The organism is Achromobacter sp. ISS7 (assembly GCF_056523125.1).
In genome coordinates, this window is record NZ_JAWRZD010000001.1 from 3,964,426 (window position 1) to 3,981,160 (window position 16,735).

Below are 16,735 nucleotides of genomic sequence, written 5' to 3' on the forward strand. Positions count from 1 at the left end.
AATCGTGGGGTGGGGCCGGCTCAGCCGGTCATCACTTCGCCGCCGTCGACGGCGATGGCCTGGCCGTTGATGGACGACGAGGCCGGCAGCGCCAGCCAGGCGACCGTCTCGGCCACTTCCTCGGGCTGCACCAGGCGGCCCTGCGGATTGCGCTCGGCCAGCTTGGCGCGGGCGGCTTCCGGCGTCATGCCGGTCTTCTCGACGATATTGGTGACCGCGCCGCGCACGATGTCGGTCTCGGTGTAGCCGGGGCAGACGGCGTTGACGGTGACGCCCTTCTGCGCGGTTTCCAGCGCCAGCGAGCGGGTCAGGCCGATCACGCCGTGCTTGGCCGCGCAGTAGGCGCTGACGTAGGCGTAGCCGATCAGGCCGGCGGTGCTGGCCACGTTGATCACGCGGCCCCACTTGGCCGCCAGCATGCCGGGCAGGGCCGCCTGAATGCAGTGGAAGGTGCCGGTCAGGTTGACCGCGAGCATCGACTGCCACAGCGCCGCGTCGGTGCGGTCAAAGCGCTGGCTGACGGCCTGGCCGGCGTTGTTCACCAGCACCAGCACCGGGCCGAGCTCGGCCTCGGCCTGGGCGAAGGCCTGGCGCACCGAGGCCTCGTCGGCGATGTCGGCGCTGACCGCCTGCACCTGGCCCAGGCTGGCCAGGCTGTCGACGGCCGCCTCCAGCGCGCCGCCGTCGCGGCCCAGCAGCGTGACGCGGGCGCCGCGCTGCAGCAGCGCGCGGGCGCTGGCCAGGCCGATGCCGCGGGCGCCGCCCGTCACCAGCGCGTGGCGTCCGGCCAGGGGATGGGAGGACGGGCTCATTTGATGTCCAGTTGCGCCATGGCGGCGGCGCGTTCGAAATTGGTTTCCAGCTGGCGCTTGCCGGCGAAGTACTGGCTCGGCCAGGCCACATCACGATAGCCCACGCGGGCCGCTTCGCGCAGCGTCCAGGAGGCGTCCGCCAGATGGGGACGGGCCAGCGCGCACAGGTCGGCGCGGCCCGAGGCGATGATGCCGTTGGCGTGGTCGGCCTCGAAGATGGCGCCCACCGCGATGGTGGGGATGCCGGCCTCGTTGCGCACGCGATCGGCGAACGGGGTCTGGAACATGCGGCCGTAGACCGGCTTTTCTTCCTTGCTGACCTGGCCCGACGAGCAGTCGATCATGTCGGCGCCGGCGGCCTTGAAGTGGCGCGCGATCTCGACGGCGTCATCGGGGGTGATGCCGCCCTCGACCCAGTCGCTGGCCGAGATCCGCACCGACATCGGCTTGTCCTCGGGCCACACGGCGCGCACCGCGCGGAACACTTCCAGCGGGAAGCGCAGGCGGTTTTCCAGGCTGCCGCCGTATTCGTCGTCGCGCCGGTTGGTCAGCGGCGAGATGAAGCTGGACAGCAGGTAGCCGTGGGCGCAGTGCAGTTCGAGCCAGTCGAAGCCGGCGGCCTGGGCGCGGCGGGCCGCGGCCACGAAGTTGTCGCGCACGTCGTCCATGTCGGCGCGCGTCATGGCGCGCGGCGTCTGCGACACGCCCTCGATGTACGGCAGCGCCGAAGCCGACAGCAGCGGCCAGTTGCCTTCGGCCAGCGGATGGTCGATCTTCTGCCAGCCCAGCTGGGTCGAGCCCTTGCGGCCGGCATGGCCGATCTGCACGCCGATGCGGGCATCGCTGTTGCCGTGGACGAAGCCGACGATGCGGGCAAAGGCCTGCTGCTGCTCGTCGTTCCACAGGCCGGGGCACCCCGGAGTGATGCGGCCGTCGGGCGAGACGCAGGTCATTTCCACCATCACCAGCCCGGCGCCGCCCATGGCGCGCGCGCCCAGGTGCACCAGGTGGAAGTCGCCCGGCACGCCGTCGGTGCAGGAGTACATGGCCATCGGCGACACCAGGATGCGGTTCTTCAGCGTCACGCCGCGCGCCCGGTACGGCGTCAGCATCGGCAGCGCGGGCCGCTGGCCGGCCGGCGCCGGCGCGCCGGCATGTTCGGCGATCCAGCGCTCGAAGCCTTCCAGCCAGGCCGGATCGCGCAGCCGCAGGTTTTCGTGCGAGATGCGCTGCGAGCGGGTCAGCAGCGAATAGGCGAATTGCTCGGGCTCGAGTTCGGCGTAGCGCGCCACGTTCTCGAACCACTCGGTGGAGTTGCGGGCGGCGTTCTGGATCTTCAGCACTTCGACGCTGCGCACTTCCTCGTAGTGCTTGAGGCCGCGCTCGACGCTGCCTTCGGCGCCGCTGAGGCAGCGCGCCAGTTCGATGGCGTCTTCCAGCGCCAGCTTGGTGCCGGAGCCGATGGAGAAGTGCGCGGTGTGCGCCGCGTCGCCCATCAGCACCACCGGCACGGCGCGCTTGCCGCGGCTGGTTTCGAGCTGGTTCCAGTGGACCCAGGTGTTGCAGATGACGCGCGGGAAGCGGATCCAGATGGCCGAGCCGCGCAGGTGCGAGGCGTTGCTGATGAGCGCATTGCCATCGAGCCACGGCGCGAACAGCTTTTCGCAGTAGGCGATGCCCTCTTCCTGGCTCATCTGCTCGATGCCGGCGGCCTGCCAGGTCTCTTCGGGCGTCTCCACGATGAAGGTCGACATGCCGTCTTCGTAGCGGTAGGCGTGGGCCTGGAACCAGCCGTGCTCGGTCTGGACGAAGGCGAAGGTGAAGGCGTCGAACACCTTCTTGGTGCCGAGCCAGACGAAGCGGCAGCGGCGCTGGTCGATGTCGGGGTGGAAGGTGTCGGTGTAGCGGGTGCGGATCTGGCTGTTGATGCCGTCGGAGGCGATGACGAGGTCGGCGTCGTATTCGCGGGCGATGGCCTGGTCGTCCTGGACGAAGTTCTCGAACACCAGCTTGACGCCGACGTCTTCGCAACGCGCCTGCAGGATGTTGAGCAGCTTCTTGCGGCCGATGCCGATGAAGCCATGGCCGCCGCTGCGGATGCTGCGGCCCTTGAAGTGGATGTCGATGTCGTCCCAGTGGTTGAAGGCGTCACCGATGGTCTGGGCGGAAACCGGATCGGCTTCGCGCAGGTTCTGCATGGTGGCATCCGAGAACACGACGCCCCAGCCGAAGGTGTCGTAGGGCCGGTTGCGTTCGATGACGGTGACTTCGTTGGCCGGGTCTTGCAGCTTCATGAGGAGCCCGAAATACAGACCGGCGGGACCACCACCAATGCATACGATTTTCATTGCCGTAACGCTCCATGAAGTGCGGCCCGGACGCGGGGGTGGGTCGCTGCTATTTTTAGGCCTTGATAGTTTAGGCTTGAAATATATACCTGGAAAGGGGGGATCGCAAATGGGGGAAACGTGGGGGGTGTCGAATTCTGGGGACGGGCTTGGATTGGCTTAGGTGGGTTCCTTGGGGGGGACGGGTTTTGGAGCGTTGCGGGGGTGGGCTTCGTAGGTCGCCCCTCGGGCAGGCGGCCCCCGTGGCGGGCGCCCACGATTGCGGTCCGGAGCGTTCGCTCCGGACTTCCCCGTCGTCATCCTCGTACGCCTTCGGCTCCCTACGGATTCCCTCGGGCGCATCAAGGTTGCCCGCCACGGGGGCCGCCTGCCCGAGGGGCTACGTGCGTCTTGGCTTGTCGCGCTGCTAGACCTGTGGTCAGGGAAGGGAACTATCTGGACGCCAATTGTGGCCGCGCGGGCGGCCGCAATTGGCGTTGGTGTATCTGCAAGTGATGCGGGTGCGCTGCGCGCGGGTTTGGAGCGGTTTTCTAATGGTTCCGCACGTCGGGAGGTGGGGCGGTGGTGGTCGGCGCAGCACAAAGCGTGTTGCGCGTGACGAGCCTCTTGCGCCGACCACAAACAGTTGAGGCGCGGGCGGTGGTTTGTTGGCGCAGGATTGCGACGTGCCTACGTGGTTGGGTTAATTGCGCATGTGCCGTTCCCCCGGGCAGGCGCCGAGCCTGTAGTGTCGCCGCCCCACGCAGACAGCCTGCGCACACGCGAGAGCGTCATCACTTGCCGCAAGACACCACGTAAGCCTCAAAAGGCCGCCCGCGCGGCCGGCTTGAGGCGGGCCCCGCCCCACCATTCCCCGCAAGCGCGAAGCGGCATCCTCAATCGCAAGACATTACGGATGCCTCCGATGGCCGCCCGCGCGGCCGAGGAAGGGCGACCGACGCAAGATCTTCCAACCAAAAACCACGCCGCATAAAAACACCCGCACCGTCACCCACACGCGAGAGCGCCATCACCCCGACGCAAGACCCCGCGTAAGCCCCAAAAGGCCGCCCGCGCGGCCGCCTTGGGGCGGGCCCCGCAAGACCCTCTCCCCCACGCCGTGACGGGCACCAGCATGCCAAGCACACAGCTCGCCCCGACGCCCGAGGCTAAGTCTCATCGCGAGCGCGTGGCGGGGTGGATGGGGGATGGCGGGGCGTGTAGATGCGCCCGACGGAATCTGAAGGGAAGGCCGAAGGCCTGGACGAAGATGAGGACGGGGAAGTCCGGAGCGAACGCTCCGGACCGCAATCGTAGCCCCGCCATCCCCCATCCACCCCGCCACGCGCGGCTCAAGAACCCACTTCTCCAAAGACGCAACAAGCAAGCCAAACCCCCCCGTTCACCCCCGCGCCCTCAACCAATCTTCCAGATCATTAGCCGGCAACGGAGGCGAAAACAAAAACCCCTGCCCCGCCGCACACCCCTGCTCGATCAAGAAGCGCCGCTGTTCCTCATTCTCGATCCCCTCGGCCACCACCGGCAGGCTGAGACTCTCCCCGATGCGGATCACGGCGCTGGTCAGGGCCCGCGCCGCGTCGTCGTTCTCCAGGCCCTGGACGAAACTGCGGTCCAGCTTCAGTTCGTCCACGATCAGGCGGCGCAAGTGGCCCAGGCTCGAATAGCCCGTGCCGAAATCGTCCATCGACAGGCGCACGCCCAGGCGGTGCAGTTCCGCGATCGTGCGCAGCGTGCCCGCCGTGGCGTCCAGCACCACGCCCTCGGTGATCTCCAGCATCAGGTCCGACGCCGCCAGGCCGAACTCGGCCAGCGTCGCGGCGATCATGCGCGGCAGGTTCAGGTTGTGGAAATTGGTGGCCGACAGGTTCACCGACACCGACGGCACGCGCAGGCCGTTGTTGCGCCAGATGGCAAGCTGCGAGCAGGCCTCGCGCACCGCCCAGTCGCCCAGGTCGCCGATCAGGCCGCATTCCTCGGCCAGCGGCACGAAGCGCGCCGGCGAGATGTCGCCCAGCGTCGGGTGGCGCCAGCGCGCCAGCGCCTCGACCCCGTACAGGCTGCCGTTCTTCAGGCCCACCTGCGGCTGGTAGTGCAGCCGCAGCGCGCGGCCCTCCAGGGCATCGCGCAGCGCCGCTTCCAGCGCCAGGCGTTCCTGGGCCTGGCGGTTCATCTCGGCGCTGAAGAACGAGATGCGGTTGCGGCCCGCCGTCTTGGCCTGGTACATGGCCATGTCGGCGTGGCGCAGCAGCGTGTCCATGTCGCGGCCGTTCTCGGGGAACACGCTGATGCCGATACTCACCGACGGGTTGAGCGTGATGCCGCCCACCACGAACGGCTGCGCCAGCGCCACCAGGATGTGTTCGGCGGCGGCGGTCAGGCGGCCGTGCTCGAAATCGGGCATCAGCATCACGAACTCGTCGCCCGACAGGCGGCCGACGATGTCGGTGGCGCGCGCCAGGCGCCGCAGGCGCTGGGCGATGTCGCGCAGCAGCGCGTCGCCGATCGGATGGCCGAGCGTGTCGTTGACCTGCTTGAAACGGTCCAGATCCAGGAACAGCACCGCCACGCGCTTGCGCTCGGGCTCGGCGCGGGCGATGGCCTGCTCGGCCTGGGCCAGCAGCAGGTTGCGGTTCGGCAGGCCGGTCAGCTCGTCGTAGAACGCCAGCTGGCGGATGCGGGCGCGGGCCTCTTCGCGTTCCAGCGCCAGCGCGCACAGGTAGACGCAGACGTCGACCAGGCGATGGTGGAAATCGTCCGGCAGGCGGCGTTCGCGGAAATAGAAGCCGAAGGTGCCGATGACGCGGCCGTCGCTCGACTTGATCGGCGAGGACCAGCAGGCCTTGACGTCGTCCGGCAGCGGCAGGTGGCGGTAGTCGTCCCACAGCGGATCGGTGGCGATGTCCGGCACGATCACCGGACGCCCCAGGAAGGCGGCGGTGCCGCAGGCGCCCGACTGCGGGCCGATGGATTCGCCGTCCAGCGCGTCGGTGTAGGCCGAGGGCATGCTCGGCGCGGCCAGGGGCCGCAGCTTGCCGGCCTCGTCCACCCGCAGCACCGTGGCCGCGACCTCGGGCGCCAGGCGCTCGACCTCGCGGCACACCATGTTCATCACTTCCACCACCGAGGCCTCGTTGACCATGGCCTGCAGCACGCGGCGCTGCAGCACCTCGTGCACCTTGGTGGGGGTGATGTCGGTCAGCACGTCGACGATGTTGACCAGCGAACCGCGCTCGTCGAACACCGAGTTGGCCATGACCGACACCCACAGCGGCTTGCCGCTGCGGTCGTAGACCAGCACGTCCTTGTGGTAGCCCTCGCGGCAGGCGATGCGGCGGTCCAGCTCCTCGCGGGTGCCGCCGTCATGGCGGGTGCCGGCCAGCAGCTCGCCCAGTTCCTGCTCCAGCGCGTCGGCGCGCGAGAAGCCCAGCATGCGCTGGAAACCGTCGTTGACGTAGACGATGCGACCGTCGCGGCCGGACACGGCCACGGCATTGCCGGTTTCGTTGATGCCCAGCAGCAGCAGGCGGATTTCCTCCTGGCGCTCGGCGTCGGCGATCGACTTGCGCGAGATGACCGCGATGCGGCGCACTTCGCCGCTTTCGTCGCGCATCGGCAGGTAGGTCGCCTCGATCCATACGGACGCGCCGCTCTGCTTGCGGTAGCGGCAGGTGCCGGAAAAGAAATCGCCGCGGCGCAGCCGCGCCCAGATATTCTCGGCGCTGGCGATGCCCTTGCCTTCGTCCATGCTGTCGCACAGCAGGTCGTGGCGCAGCCCGGCGACGTCGGCGCGGGTGTAGTTCAACGCGGCCAGGAAGTTGTCGTTGGCGTTGAGCAGGGAGCCGGCGGCGTCGAAGTCGAACAGCAGCAGTGCCCGGTCCATCGACGCCAGATAGTTGCTCACCTGCCACGCGGCGCCCTGTGGGGCCGCGCTCGAACCGCCTGGATGAGAATCAAGCATAAGGGGCTCCATACCGGAAGAACAGCGATTCCGGGTTCATTTCAGGGCCGGGGGAAGCCAAGTGCGACGCGGTCGCGTCCATCCTGTTTGGCCAGGTACAACGCCTGGTCCGCCCGGCTGAGCGTTTCTGAAAAGGTTTCTCCGAGCTGGTGACAGGCCATGCCGATGCTGACGGTCAGGCGCAACACGTCGGCGCCGACATCGAGGGCCAGGCCGCGCACCGCGCCGACCAGCCGGTCCATCACGCCCTGCGCCGTTTCCGGCGGGGTCGCGGGCAGCAGCACCAGGAATTCCTCGCCGCCCCAGCGGCCGCACAGGTCGTATTCGCGCACGCTGCGGCGCATGGCGCCGGCCAGCTCGACCAGGGCGCGGTCGCCGATCTCGTGGCCGTAGCGGTCGTTGACGGACTTGAAATGGTCGACGTCGAGCATGGCCACCACGAAGGCCTGGCCGCCGCGGGCGGCGCGCTGGACTTCCTGCTTGATCATTTCCATCAGGGCGCGGCGGTTGAGCAGGCCCGTCAGGGGATCGCGGCGCGAGGTTTCCTCCAGCGTGGCGTTCAGGTCGCGCATCATGCTCTGGTAGTGGTCGGAGATGCGCGCGATGCGCGCCAGCCGCCGCAACTGCCGGTCGAACTGCTCGCACAGGCCCATTTCGCGCTGGTGCGCCATGGTCTGGTAGGCATCCGACAAGTGCGTGACGCGTTCGATCCGCGCCATCTGTTCCGCGGTGTGCCGCCACAGGTCCTGCAACGCCTCGCGCAACGGATGCCCGGCATACGCCGGATCCGCCAGCAAGCCGGCGATGCGGTCATCCAGCTCGGCGTTGCCGGCCTTCATTGGCGGCCGACGACGGAGAACGGGAAGGTGCAGTCTTCCTTGAATTCCTCGGCCAGCTCGCCGACGCGCTCGTTGCGCATGTCGTAGAACCAGGTGACGCTGACGCTGCGGCCCTTGCCGTGGGCGGCCTCCAGCACGTCGAAGATGTCCATGACGGACTTGATGCTGCTGGTGTTCAGGTACAGCAGTTCGAGTTCCAGGTTCAGCGGCGCGGCGCTGCTGAGCAGGTAGGCCTCGACCCACTCGATCACCGGGCCGAACAGCTCGAACGAATTCTCGGGGTAGGAGTCGCCGCGCATCGCCAGCACGCCGGCGGCGGCGTCCGCGGTGATGGCGGGCGTGGACTGGGTCCCCGCGATATTCAGGTCTTTCATCAGTAACTCCGAAAAGGGTCTAAGGCTCAGGGGCGGCGGTCAGATCACGACGCTCAGGCTGAAGAACGCCCGGCCCTCGCCCGCGGCGGGCGTCAGGCTGGCCTCCAGCGGCGCGCCGGCCCGACGCGCGATATCGATCAGGCCCAGGCCGGCGCCCGAGGCCACGCCCGGGGTGCGCGGCTTGTGCAGCTGGGTCTTGTACTCCGCCTTCAGGGCGGCCTTGTCCAGCTCGGCCAGCCGCTGGATGCGGGCCACCAGGCTGCGGCCATCCTCGGCCTTGACCAGGTTGCCGGCCGACACCACGTAGCGGCTCTCGTCGCGGCGCCCGATGACCACGGTGGCGGCGGCGTCCGTGTCGCCGTTCTGCGCGGCGTATTGGCGGATGTTCTGGATCATCTCGATGTAGACCGAGAACACGTCCATGGCCTCCGCCGGCCGGGCATGCTCGGCATTCAGGTAATTCTTCAGCGCATTGCCGATTTCCTCGATCAGGCTGCGGGAGATCGGCCCGTTGAAGCACAACAGCGTGCGATTCTGGTCGAACCGCTCGCCCAATGCGTAGAGATCGGAGGCATTCATGGGAGTTACCGCCCTGATAACGATTATTCGAAACGGAAAGACAGCAAGGTAATGTCGTCGCGCTGCGGCCGTTCGCCCTGGTAGCGAGCCAGGGCCTCGGTAAACGCGGCCGCCTGGTCAGTTAACGGCTGCCGCGCGTGTCTCTTGAGCATTTCGGCGAAACGCGTGTTGCCAAAGCCGAAACCATGCTCGCCGCCGGCCTGGTCCAGGAAGCCGTCGGTCGCCAGGTAGTAGGTCCAGCCCGGCTCCATGCGCAAGTCGATGTTCTGGTAGGCCCCGGTCCGCTTGTCGCCCAGCGCGCGCTTGCCCCCGGGCACTTCGCGCAGGGTTTCGCCGTCGCTGGCGTACAGGCTGATCTTGGCCCCGGCATACCGCAACATGCCGGATTGGCGGTCAATATATACCAGCCCCGCGTCCGTGTTTGTCGCGAGGGCCCGCGGCAGTTGCGCATCGGCAAGCATGGCGCGGATGGCGCCGTCGGTGCGCGTCAGGATGCCGGCGGGGTCGGCCGGGCCGGCCTCGGTGATGGCCAGGTCGATGGCGGCGCGCGCCAGCATGGTCATCAGGGCGCCGGGCACGCCGTGGCCGGCGCAGTCCATGATGCCCAGCAGGCAGTTGGCGCCGTCCGAGCGGAACACGTAGAAATCGCCGCCGACCACGTCGCGCGGCTTCCACAGCACGAAGTGATGGGCGCCGAGCGACTGGGTCAGCTGGCGGTCCGGCAGGATGGCGCGCTGGATCAGGCTGGCGTAGTCGATCGAGTCGCCGATCTTCTTGTGCGCCGCCGCCATGGCGCGGTTGGCGTCCTCCAGCGCGGAGGTGCGCTCGCGCACCTTGCTTTCGAGTTCGGCGGTGTGCTGGCGCACCTTGTCGGCCATGACGCCGAAGGCGCGGCTGAGGTCGCCGATCTCGTCCTGGCCGCCCGGCGGCAGGCGCACGTCGTAGCTGCCATTGGCGATGGCGCGGGCCGACTGCTGCAGGCGGCGCAGCGGCCGCAGCATCAGGCGCTCGATGGCGTAGCCGAAGCACAGCAGCAGGGCCGCGAACAGCAGCACCAGGCCGATCGCGGCCGGCCACAGCCAGTCGGTGTCCAGCACCCGGGCGGCGCCCAGGTCCACCACCGTCAGCACGTGCCAGTGCAGTTCGGGCATGTAGGCCACCGACACCAGCTGGCGCACGCCGTCGATCGCGACCCAGGCGGTCTGCACCGATTGCGGGTCGGCCTGGGCGGCGTGCAGCGCCGAGCGCAGCTCGTCGCGGCCGCTGCCGGGGTCGAGCAGGTTGAACACCATGCCGCGGCCGTTGGCGCCGCTGGCCCCCGAGTTGTAGGCGATCAGCGTCGGGTCCATGTGCGCCTGGATCGCCCCTTCCTCGTCGACGATGATGGGAGTGACGCCCGGCTGGCCGCTGTTGACGAAGTCGCGCAGGAAGCCGCCCACGTCCAGGCCGGCGCCGGTCAGGCCGATGACCTTGTCGCCGTCGCGCACCTGCACGTTGATCCAGACCCGCGTGGTCTTGAGCTTGAGGTCCGGATTGACGTTGATGTTGTAACGCGCGCTGGCCTTGAGCGAGTTGTAGAACCAGCCATCGTCGGCCGCCTCGCGGCTGAGCGTGTAGCGCGGCGTTTCCGACAGCGGCTGGTCGTCGTTGAAGTAATAGTGGCCGGTGGCGGCGCTGGCGATAAAATAGGCGCGGCCCAGCAGGTCGCGGCGGTAGCCATCGGCCTCGCGGAAGAACAGCTCGCGGGCGGCCGGGTCGCCTTCATTGCGCAGCCAGCGGCGCGTCACCTCGCTGTCGGCCAGCCGCTGCGACAGCGCCAGCTCGCGCGACACCGGCGCCAGGATGCGCTGGCGGTTCAGCTGGGTGAAGTTGTCGGCGAAGGCGCGCCCGAAGTGGTCGCGGACCCCGTCCAGCACCTGCCAGCCGATCAGCGCCGCCGGCGCCAACGCGACCAGGCACGCCAGCAACAGCGCCATCAATGATTTTTTGCGCAAACCCCATTTCGCCATGCGAAGTCTTCCCTGACAGCTTGATAAGACGTGACGCATCCACGCGGTACGCACGGCGCGCTAAGTGTAGAGAACCACGAGATGAATTGAAACAGGCGTAAACACGCGGATTTGCCAAAGGTCAGCCTATTTCAGGCCCTGCCCCGCAAACCGCGTCTTTATTGCGTTTTATATCGAAAGAAAGGCCGCGCTCCGCGTCGGGATTGCGGCTTTCACGCTACACGCCCAGGTAGCGTTCCCACAACCCGCGGTCGGCATCGAGCGCGGCGGAGTCGCCGGTCCAGACCACCTTGCCGCGCTCCAGGATGACGTGGCGGTCGGCCAGGCTCAGCAGGCGCTCGACGTACTTGTCGATCACCAGGATGGTCTGGCCGGCCTGGCGCAGGCGCGCCAGGCAGTTCCAGATCTCCTCGCGGATCTTGGGCGCCAGACCCTCGGTGGCCTCGTCCAGGATCAACAGGCGCGGGTTGGTGACCAGCGCGCGGCCGATCGCCAGCATCTGCTGCTCGCCGCCCGACAGCTGGTTGCCCATGTTGCGGGCGCGCTCGCCCAGCCGCGGGAACAGCTCGAACACGCGCTCGGGCGTCCAGGGTTCGCCGATGGCGGGATTGCGCGCCGCCACGAAGGCCGTCAGGTGCTCGCGCACCGTCAGGTTGGGAAAGCACTGGCGCCCTTCCGGCACGATGGCCATGCCGGTGCGGGCGATGCGGTCCGGGCTCCAGCCGCTGATGTCCTGGTCGGCGAAGCGGATCTTGCCGCCGCGCAGCGGCAGCTGGCCGAACAGCGTGCGCAGCAGCGTGGTCTTGCCCATGCCGTTGCGGCCCAGCAGCGTCACCACCTGGCCCGCGCCGATCTGCAGGTCCACCCCGAACAGCACCTGGCTGGCGCCGTAGCCGCTCTGGGCCGATTCAATGCTGAGCATCAGGCAACCTCCTGGCGCGCGGGCGCCGTTTCATCATCGCCGAGGTAGGCCTGGCGCACCTCCGGATTGGCGCGGATCTCGTCCGGCGTGCCGGTGGCGATCACGCGGCCATAGACCAGCACCGAGATGCGGTCGGCCAGCCGGAACACCGCCTGCATGTCGTGCTCGACCAGCAGCATGGCGGCGCGGCCGCGCAGGGATTCGATCAGGTCGGTCAGGCGCAGGGTCTCGTCGGGCCCCATGCCGGCCATGGGTTCGTCCAGCAGCAGCACGCGCGGCCGCGCGGCCAGGGCCAGCGCGAACTCCACCTTGCGCTGCTCGCCGTGCGGCAGGGTGCCGGCGGCGCGCTCCAGCAGGGCGGGATCGATGGCGCATTCGCGCGCCAGCTCGCGGGCCTGCTCGTACAGGGCCGACTCGGCGGCGCGCGGCTTCCAGAAGCGGAAACTGCTGCCGGCGTGGGCCTGCACCGCCAGCACCAGGTTGTCGAGCACGCTCGACTGCTTGAAGATGTTGGTGATCTGGTACGAGCGCGACAGGCCCGCCGCCACGCGCTGGTGCGCGTTCATGGCGGTGACGTCGCGGCCGTCCACGGCCAGGCTGCCGGAATCGGCCGCCAGCGTGCCGGACAGCAGGTGGATCAGGGTCGACTTGCCGGCGCCGTTGGGGCCGATCAGGGCGTGGATTTCGCCCGGGTTCAGCGCGATCGAGACGTTGTCGGTGGCCACCAGCGCGCCGAAACGGCGCACCAGGTTGCTGGCCTGCAGCGCGGGCGCGTGCGTCGAGGTAGGGGTCTGGTTCATGATCCCGCCTTGCCGGTTTGGGCTGCGGCGCGGCCGCCGAACAGCGGGCCGAACAGGCCCACCAGGCCGCGCGGCGCGCCGAACACCACGCACAGCAGCAGCACGCCCAGGGGCAGGTGCCAGTATTCGGTCCACTGGCGCAGCACTTCCTCCAGCACCAGCATCACCACCGCGCCGGCCACGCCGCCGTAGCGCAGGCCGATGCCGCCCACCAGCACCATGATCAGCAGGTTGGCCGACTGGGTCCAGTGCATCAGGCTGGGCGAGATGAACAGGTTGTGGTTGGCCAGCAGCGCGCCCGCCAGCCCGGCCACGGCGCCGCTGAGCGTGAAGGCGGTGAGCTTGATGCGGTAGACCGGGTAGCCCATGGATTCCATGCGCGACTCGTTTTCACGGATGCCCTGCAGCGCGGTGCCGAAGCGCGACAGCGTCACCCGCCCGAACAGCCACATCATCACGGCGAAGATCACCAGCACCAGGTAATAGAACGCCACGTCGTTGGCCAGGTCGATGTCCGGCAGCGACGAGTAGCCCGGCAGGTTCAGGCCGTCCTCGCCGCCGTACTGGCGCAGCGAGATGAAGATGTAGAACAGCATCTGCGCGAACGCCAGCGTGATCATGATGAAGTACACGCCGCGGGTGCGCAGCGAGATCGCGCCGGTGATGAAGGCCAGCAGCGCCGCCAGCAGCATCGCCACCGGCCACGACACCAGCGCCGAGGTCACGCCCGACATCGCCAGGATGCCGACCGCGTAGGCGCCGGCGCCGAAGAAGGCCGCGTGGCCCAGCGCCACCATGCCGCCGTAGCCCAGGATCAGGTTCAGGCTGGTGGCGGCCAGCGCGTAGATCAGCACGCGCCGCACGAAGGAGATGTAGAAATCCAGGCCCAGGGCCGGCGCCACCAGCGGGAACACCGCCAGCGCGGCCAGCAGGGCCAGGGTCCAGAGGATCGAAGAGGTCCGCATGCTCAGCCTCGCGCCGGAAACAGGCCGGAAGGCCGGAACACCAGGACCGCCGCCATCAGCACGTAGATGGCGATGGCCGCCAGCGTCGGGCCGACGCTGGACGCGACCGCGGGCGAGAACACCTGGCGCAGCAGCATCGGCAGGAAGGCCCGCCCGGCCGTGTCGACCATGCCTACCAGCAGCGCGCCGACGAAGGCGCCGCGGATCGAGCCGATGCCGCCGATGACGATGCACACCAGCACCAGGATCAGGATTTCCTCGCCCATGCCGACCTGCACCGAGGTGATCGGACCCAGCAGCGCGCCGGCCACGGCCGCCAGCATGGCGCCCAGCACGAACACGCCCAGGAACAGCAGCGGCACGCGCACGCCCATCAGGGTGGCCATCTGGCGGTTCGAGGCGCCGGCCCGCACCAGCACGCCGGCGCGGGTGCGCGTCACGAACCAGTACAGCCCCACGGCCGAGGCCACGCCGAACACGATGATCATCAGGCGGTAGGCCGGATACAGCAGGTCGGGCAAGAGGCGCACCGGCCCGGACAGCAGCGCCGGCATGTTCAGCATGACCGGGGCCGGGCCCCAGATCATCTTGACCAGGTCATTGGCGATGAGGATGACCGCGTAGGTGCCCAGCACCTGGGCCAGGTGGTCGCGCAGCGCCAGGCGGCGGATCAGCGTCAGTTCCAGCGCCACCCCGACCAGCCCGGTGGCGACGGCGGCCACCAGGACGGCGGCGGTGAAGGACCCCGTGCGCTGCATGGTTTCGGCGGCGACATAGGCGCCTGCCATATAGAGCGAGCCGTGCGCCAGATTCATGATGTCCATGATGCCGAACACCAGGGTCAGCCCGGCCGCGATCAGAAACAACATCAACCCAAACTGCAGACCGTTCAGCAATTGCTCGATGATGAGCGTGAACGTCATGAATAAATCCCCTGGTGGGCCCACCCCCGGAGCGCTGCGCGCTTCCCCCCTCAAGGGGGCGTCGCGACGGACCGGCGAAGCCGGATCCGCGCGACCCCGCGGGGCCAGGCTACATCGTGTAGCCGCGACGCTTTACGCGTCCCGCCGCCTTTTATAGTTTGCAGTCGCCGACGTAGACGTCCTGGTACTTGTCGAAGACCTTGCCCACCAGCTTGTTGGTGATGCGGCCGCTGGCGTCCTTGTCGACCACGCGCAGGTAGTAGGCCTGGATCGGGTAGTGGTTCTTGCCGTAGGTGTAGCTGCCGCGCACCGAGGGGTAGTCGGCCTTGGCCAGCGCCTGGACGATGGCCTCGCGGTCGGAGGCCTTGCCGCCGGCCTGCTTGACGGCGGCGTCCATGGCCATGATGACGTCATAGGCCTGGGCGGCGTACACCGACGGGTAGCGGCCGTTGTATTCCTTGCGGAAGGCCTCGACGAAGGCCTTGTTCTGCGGCACGTCCAGGTCATGCGCCCACTGCGCGGTGTTGTACATGCCCAGCATCGGCTCGCCCACGGCCTGGATCACGTCCTCGTCGGCCGAGAAGCCCGGGCCGATCAGCTTGACGCTCTGCGACAGGCCGGCCGACACGAATTGCTTGACGAAGTTGATGCCCATGCCGCCCGGCAGGAAGATGTAGACCGCGTCCGGCTTGGCGGCGCGGATCTGGGCGATTTCGGCGGCGTAGTCGATCTGGCCGAGCTTGGTGTAGACCTCGTCGCCCGGGGCGGTCTTGTAGCCGCGCTTGAAGCCGGTCAGGGCGTCCTTGCCCGCCGGGTAGTCGGGGGCCATGATGAACATCTTCTTGAAGCCGCGGTCGGCCGCGACCTTGCCGGCGGCTTCGTGGAAGGCGTCGTTCTGGTAGGACGAACCGAACCAGTAGTTGTTGCACTGGGCGCCGGCGAACTGGCTGGGGCCCGGGTTGTTCGACAGGTACGGCACCTTGGCGGCGAACAGCGCGGGGCCGACGGCCAGCGCCACGTTCGAGCCGATCGGGCCGGTGAAGAAATCGACCTTGTCGCGCTGGATGTAGCGCGTGACCAGCTGGCGGGCCTGGTCCGGGTTGCCGCCCATGTCGGTCTGCAGGAATTCGGCGGGCTGGCCGCCCAGCTTGCTGCCCAGCTGCTTGATCGCCAGGTTGAAGCCGTCGCGGGCTTCGGCGCCCAGGGCCGAGAACGGGCCGGAAATGTCATTCGCGATGCCGACCTTGACCGGATCGGCGTGGGCCAGTGCCGGGATCAACGCGGCGGCGGCAACGAGGGAAGTGATGAAACGCATGGTGGTGTGCTCCGTGCGCGAGCCGCGCCGAGGGTGTTTTTCTGAGATTGCGATTCGAAGGACTTCTATGCCCGGCCTGCCGGCCCGATCAGACGGCCGTCAGACCGGCGCCCGCAGCAGCCGATCCCGGGGTGCGGCATGGGGAGAACTGGCGTGGTTCATAGTTTAGGTTTAAAGTATTCGGCAAAACAAGTCTAGGGTTTTTACCAATGATCCACGGCGCGGGCCCGCCCGCGCGGACATTACCCGACATCGGCCCGATACTCAAGAATACAGACCTCTCCACGCATTCCCGGTAACCTTCCCGACCATGACAGACGCTCCCGACCTGGAATCCCGCGCCGCCCCCGACGATCACCATGCGCTGCGCCTGTGGCTGCGCATGCTGACCTGCGCCAATCTCATCGAAGGCGAGATCCGCAGCCGGCTGCGCAACGAGTTCGACACCACCCTGCCGCGCTTCGACCTGATGGCGCAATTGCAGCGCGCGCCCAAGGGCATGAAGATGGGCGAGCTGTCGCGCCACATGATGGTGACCAACGGCAATATCACCGGCATCACCGACCAGCTCGAAAAAGAAGGCCTGGTGGTGCGCACCAAGGTCGAGTCCGACCGCCGCAGCTCGCTCATCAAGCTGACGCCGCAAGGCCGCAAGAGCTTCGCCAAGATGGCGCGGGCCCACGAGTCGTGGGTCAAGTCGATGTTCGGCGAGCTGCCCGAGGCCAGCCGCAACGCGCTGTTCCAGGCGCTGGGCGAACTGAAACTGCAGGTGATCGCCACCCGCTCGGCCGCCGCCGGCGACTGAGCCGTATCCGGCGCGCCGCCCGGCCGGTCCGCCACCGGCGCGCGCCGATGCGTTTTCACCCCTGCCGCCCCCTCCGGCCGACAAAA

13 protein-coding genes are annotated in these 16,735 nt (G+C 68.3%); 1 reads left to right on the forward strand and 12 read right to left on the reverse strand.

The features are described from left to right. Window positions 1-20 precede the first annotated feature (20 nt). The 12 genes from AC1HFW_RS17860 to AC1HFW_RS17915 all read right to left on the reverse strand — a co-directional run bounded on the left by AC1HFW_RS17860 (window position 21) and on the right by AC1HFW_RS17915 (window position 15,844). Window positions 21-812, reverse strand: a complete 792-nt coding sequence (locus AC1HFW_RS17860; protein ID WP_479284651.1) for an SDR family NAD(P)-dependent oxidoreductase — start codon at window positions 810-812, stop codon at window positions 21-23. Further along, window positions 809-3,160 (reverse strand): bifunctional salicylyl-CoA 5-hydroxylase/oxidoreductase, encoded by a 2,352-nt coding sequence (locus AC1HFW_RS17865; protein WP_479284652.1) that lies wholly within the window; start codon window positions 3,158-3,160, stop codon window positions 809-811. Before AC1HFW_RS17865 ends, AC1HFW_RS17860 begins: the two co-directional genes overlap by 4 nt. Window positions 3,161-4,541: 1,381 nt before the next feature. Then, window positions 4,542-7,118, reverse strand: coding sequence for a sensor domain-containing protein (locus tag AC1HFW_RS17870; protein ID WP_479284654.1), 2,577 nt, complete (start codon window positions 7,116-7,118; stop codon window positions 4,542-4,544). Between the two features lie 41 nt (window positions 7,119-7,159). Next, on the reverse strand, window positions 7,160-7,957 hold the full coding sequence (gene siaD, locus AC1HFW_RS17875) for a biofilm regulation diguanylate cyclase SiaD (protein WP_006392709.1): 798 nt from the start codon (window positions 7,955-7,957) through the stop codon (window positions 7,160-7,162). Then, window positions 7,954-8,331: a biofilm regulation phosphoprotein SiaC gene (gene siaC / locus AC1HFW_RS17880; protein ID WP_006392708.1), complete on the reverse strand. Its 378-nt coding sequence runs from the start codon at window positions 8,329-8,331 to the stop codon at window positions 7,954-7,956. Before siaC ends, siaD begins: the two co-directional genes overlap by 4 nt. Window positions 8,332-8,370: 39 nt before the next feature. Beyond that, the gene (siaB, locus tag AC1HFW_RS17885; RefSeq protein ID WP_241075554.1) at window positions 8,371-8,910 is read right to left on the reverse strand and encodes a biofilm regulation protein kinase SiaB; all 540 of its coding nucleotides are present in this window, start codon (window positions 8,908-8,910) and stop codon (window positions 8,371-8,373) included. Between the two features lie 23 nt (window positions 8,911-8,933). Next, entirely contained in the window at window positions 8,934-10,919 is a 1,986-nt protein-coding gene (gene siaA, locus AC1HFW_RS17890) for a biofilm regulation protein phosphatase SiaA (protein ID WP_209440271.1), read from the reverse strand. A gap of 217 nt (window positions 10,920-11,136) precedes the next feature. Next, window positions 11,137-11,841: an ABC transporter ATP-binding protein gene (locus AC1HFW_RS17895; RefSeq protein ID WP_006392705.1), complete on the reverse strand. Its 705-nt coding sequence runs from the start codon at window positions 11,839-11,841 to the stop codon at window positions 11,137-11,139. Continuing rightward, window positions 11,841-12,641: an ABC transporter ATP-binding protein gene (locus AC1HFW_RS17900; protein ID WP_479284657.1), complete on the reverse strand. Its 801-nt coding sequence runs from the start codon at window positions 12,639-12,641 to the stop codon at window positions 11,841-11,843. Before AC1HFW_RS17900 ends, AC1HFW_RS17895 begins: the two co-directional genes overlap by 1 nt. Further along, on the reverse strand, window positions 12,638-13,606 hold the full coding sequence (locus tag AC1HFW_RS17905; RefSeq protein ID WP_479284658.1) for a branched-chain amino acid ABC transporter permease: 969 nt from the start codon (window positions 13,604-13,606) through the stop codon (window positions 12,638-12,640). Before AC1HFW_RS17905 ends, AC1HFW_RS17900 begins: the two co-directional genes overlap by 4 nt. Window positions 13,607-13,608: 2 nt before the next feature. After that, the gene (locus AC1HFW_RS17910) at window positions 13,609-14,529 is read right to left on the reverse strand and encodes a branched-chain amino acid ABC transporter permease (RefSeq protein WP_006392702.1); all 921 of its coding nucleotides are present in this window, start codon (window positions 14,527-14,529) and stop codon (window positions 13,609-13,611) included. A gap of 151 nt (window positions 14,530-14,680) precedes the next feature. Further along, window positions 14,681-15,844, reverse strand: a complete 1,164-nt coding sequence (locus AC1HFW_RS17915; protein WP_006392701.1) for an ABC transporter substrate-binding protein — start codon at window positions 15,842-15,844, stop codon at window positions 14,681-14,683. A gap of 310 nt (window positions 15,845-16,154) precedes the next feature. On the opposite strand from AC1HFW_RS17915, the gene AC1HFW_RS17920 reads away from it, so the two are divergent. After that, window positions 16,155-16,649 (forward strand): MarR family winged helix-turn-helix transcriptional regulator, encoded by a 495-nt coding sequence (locus AC1HFW_RS17920; protein WP_006392700.1) that lies wholly within the window; start codon window positions 16,155-16,157, stop codon window positions 16,647-16,649. Window positions 16,650-16,735: the final 86 nt, after the last annotated feature.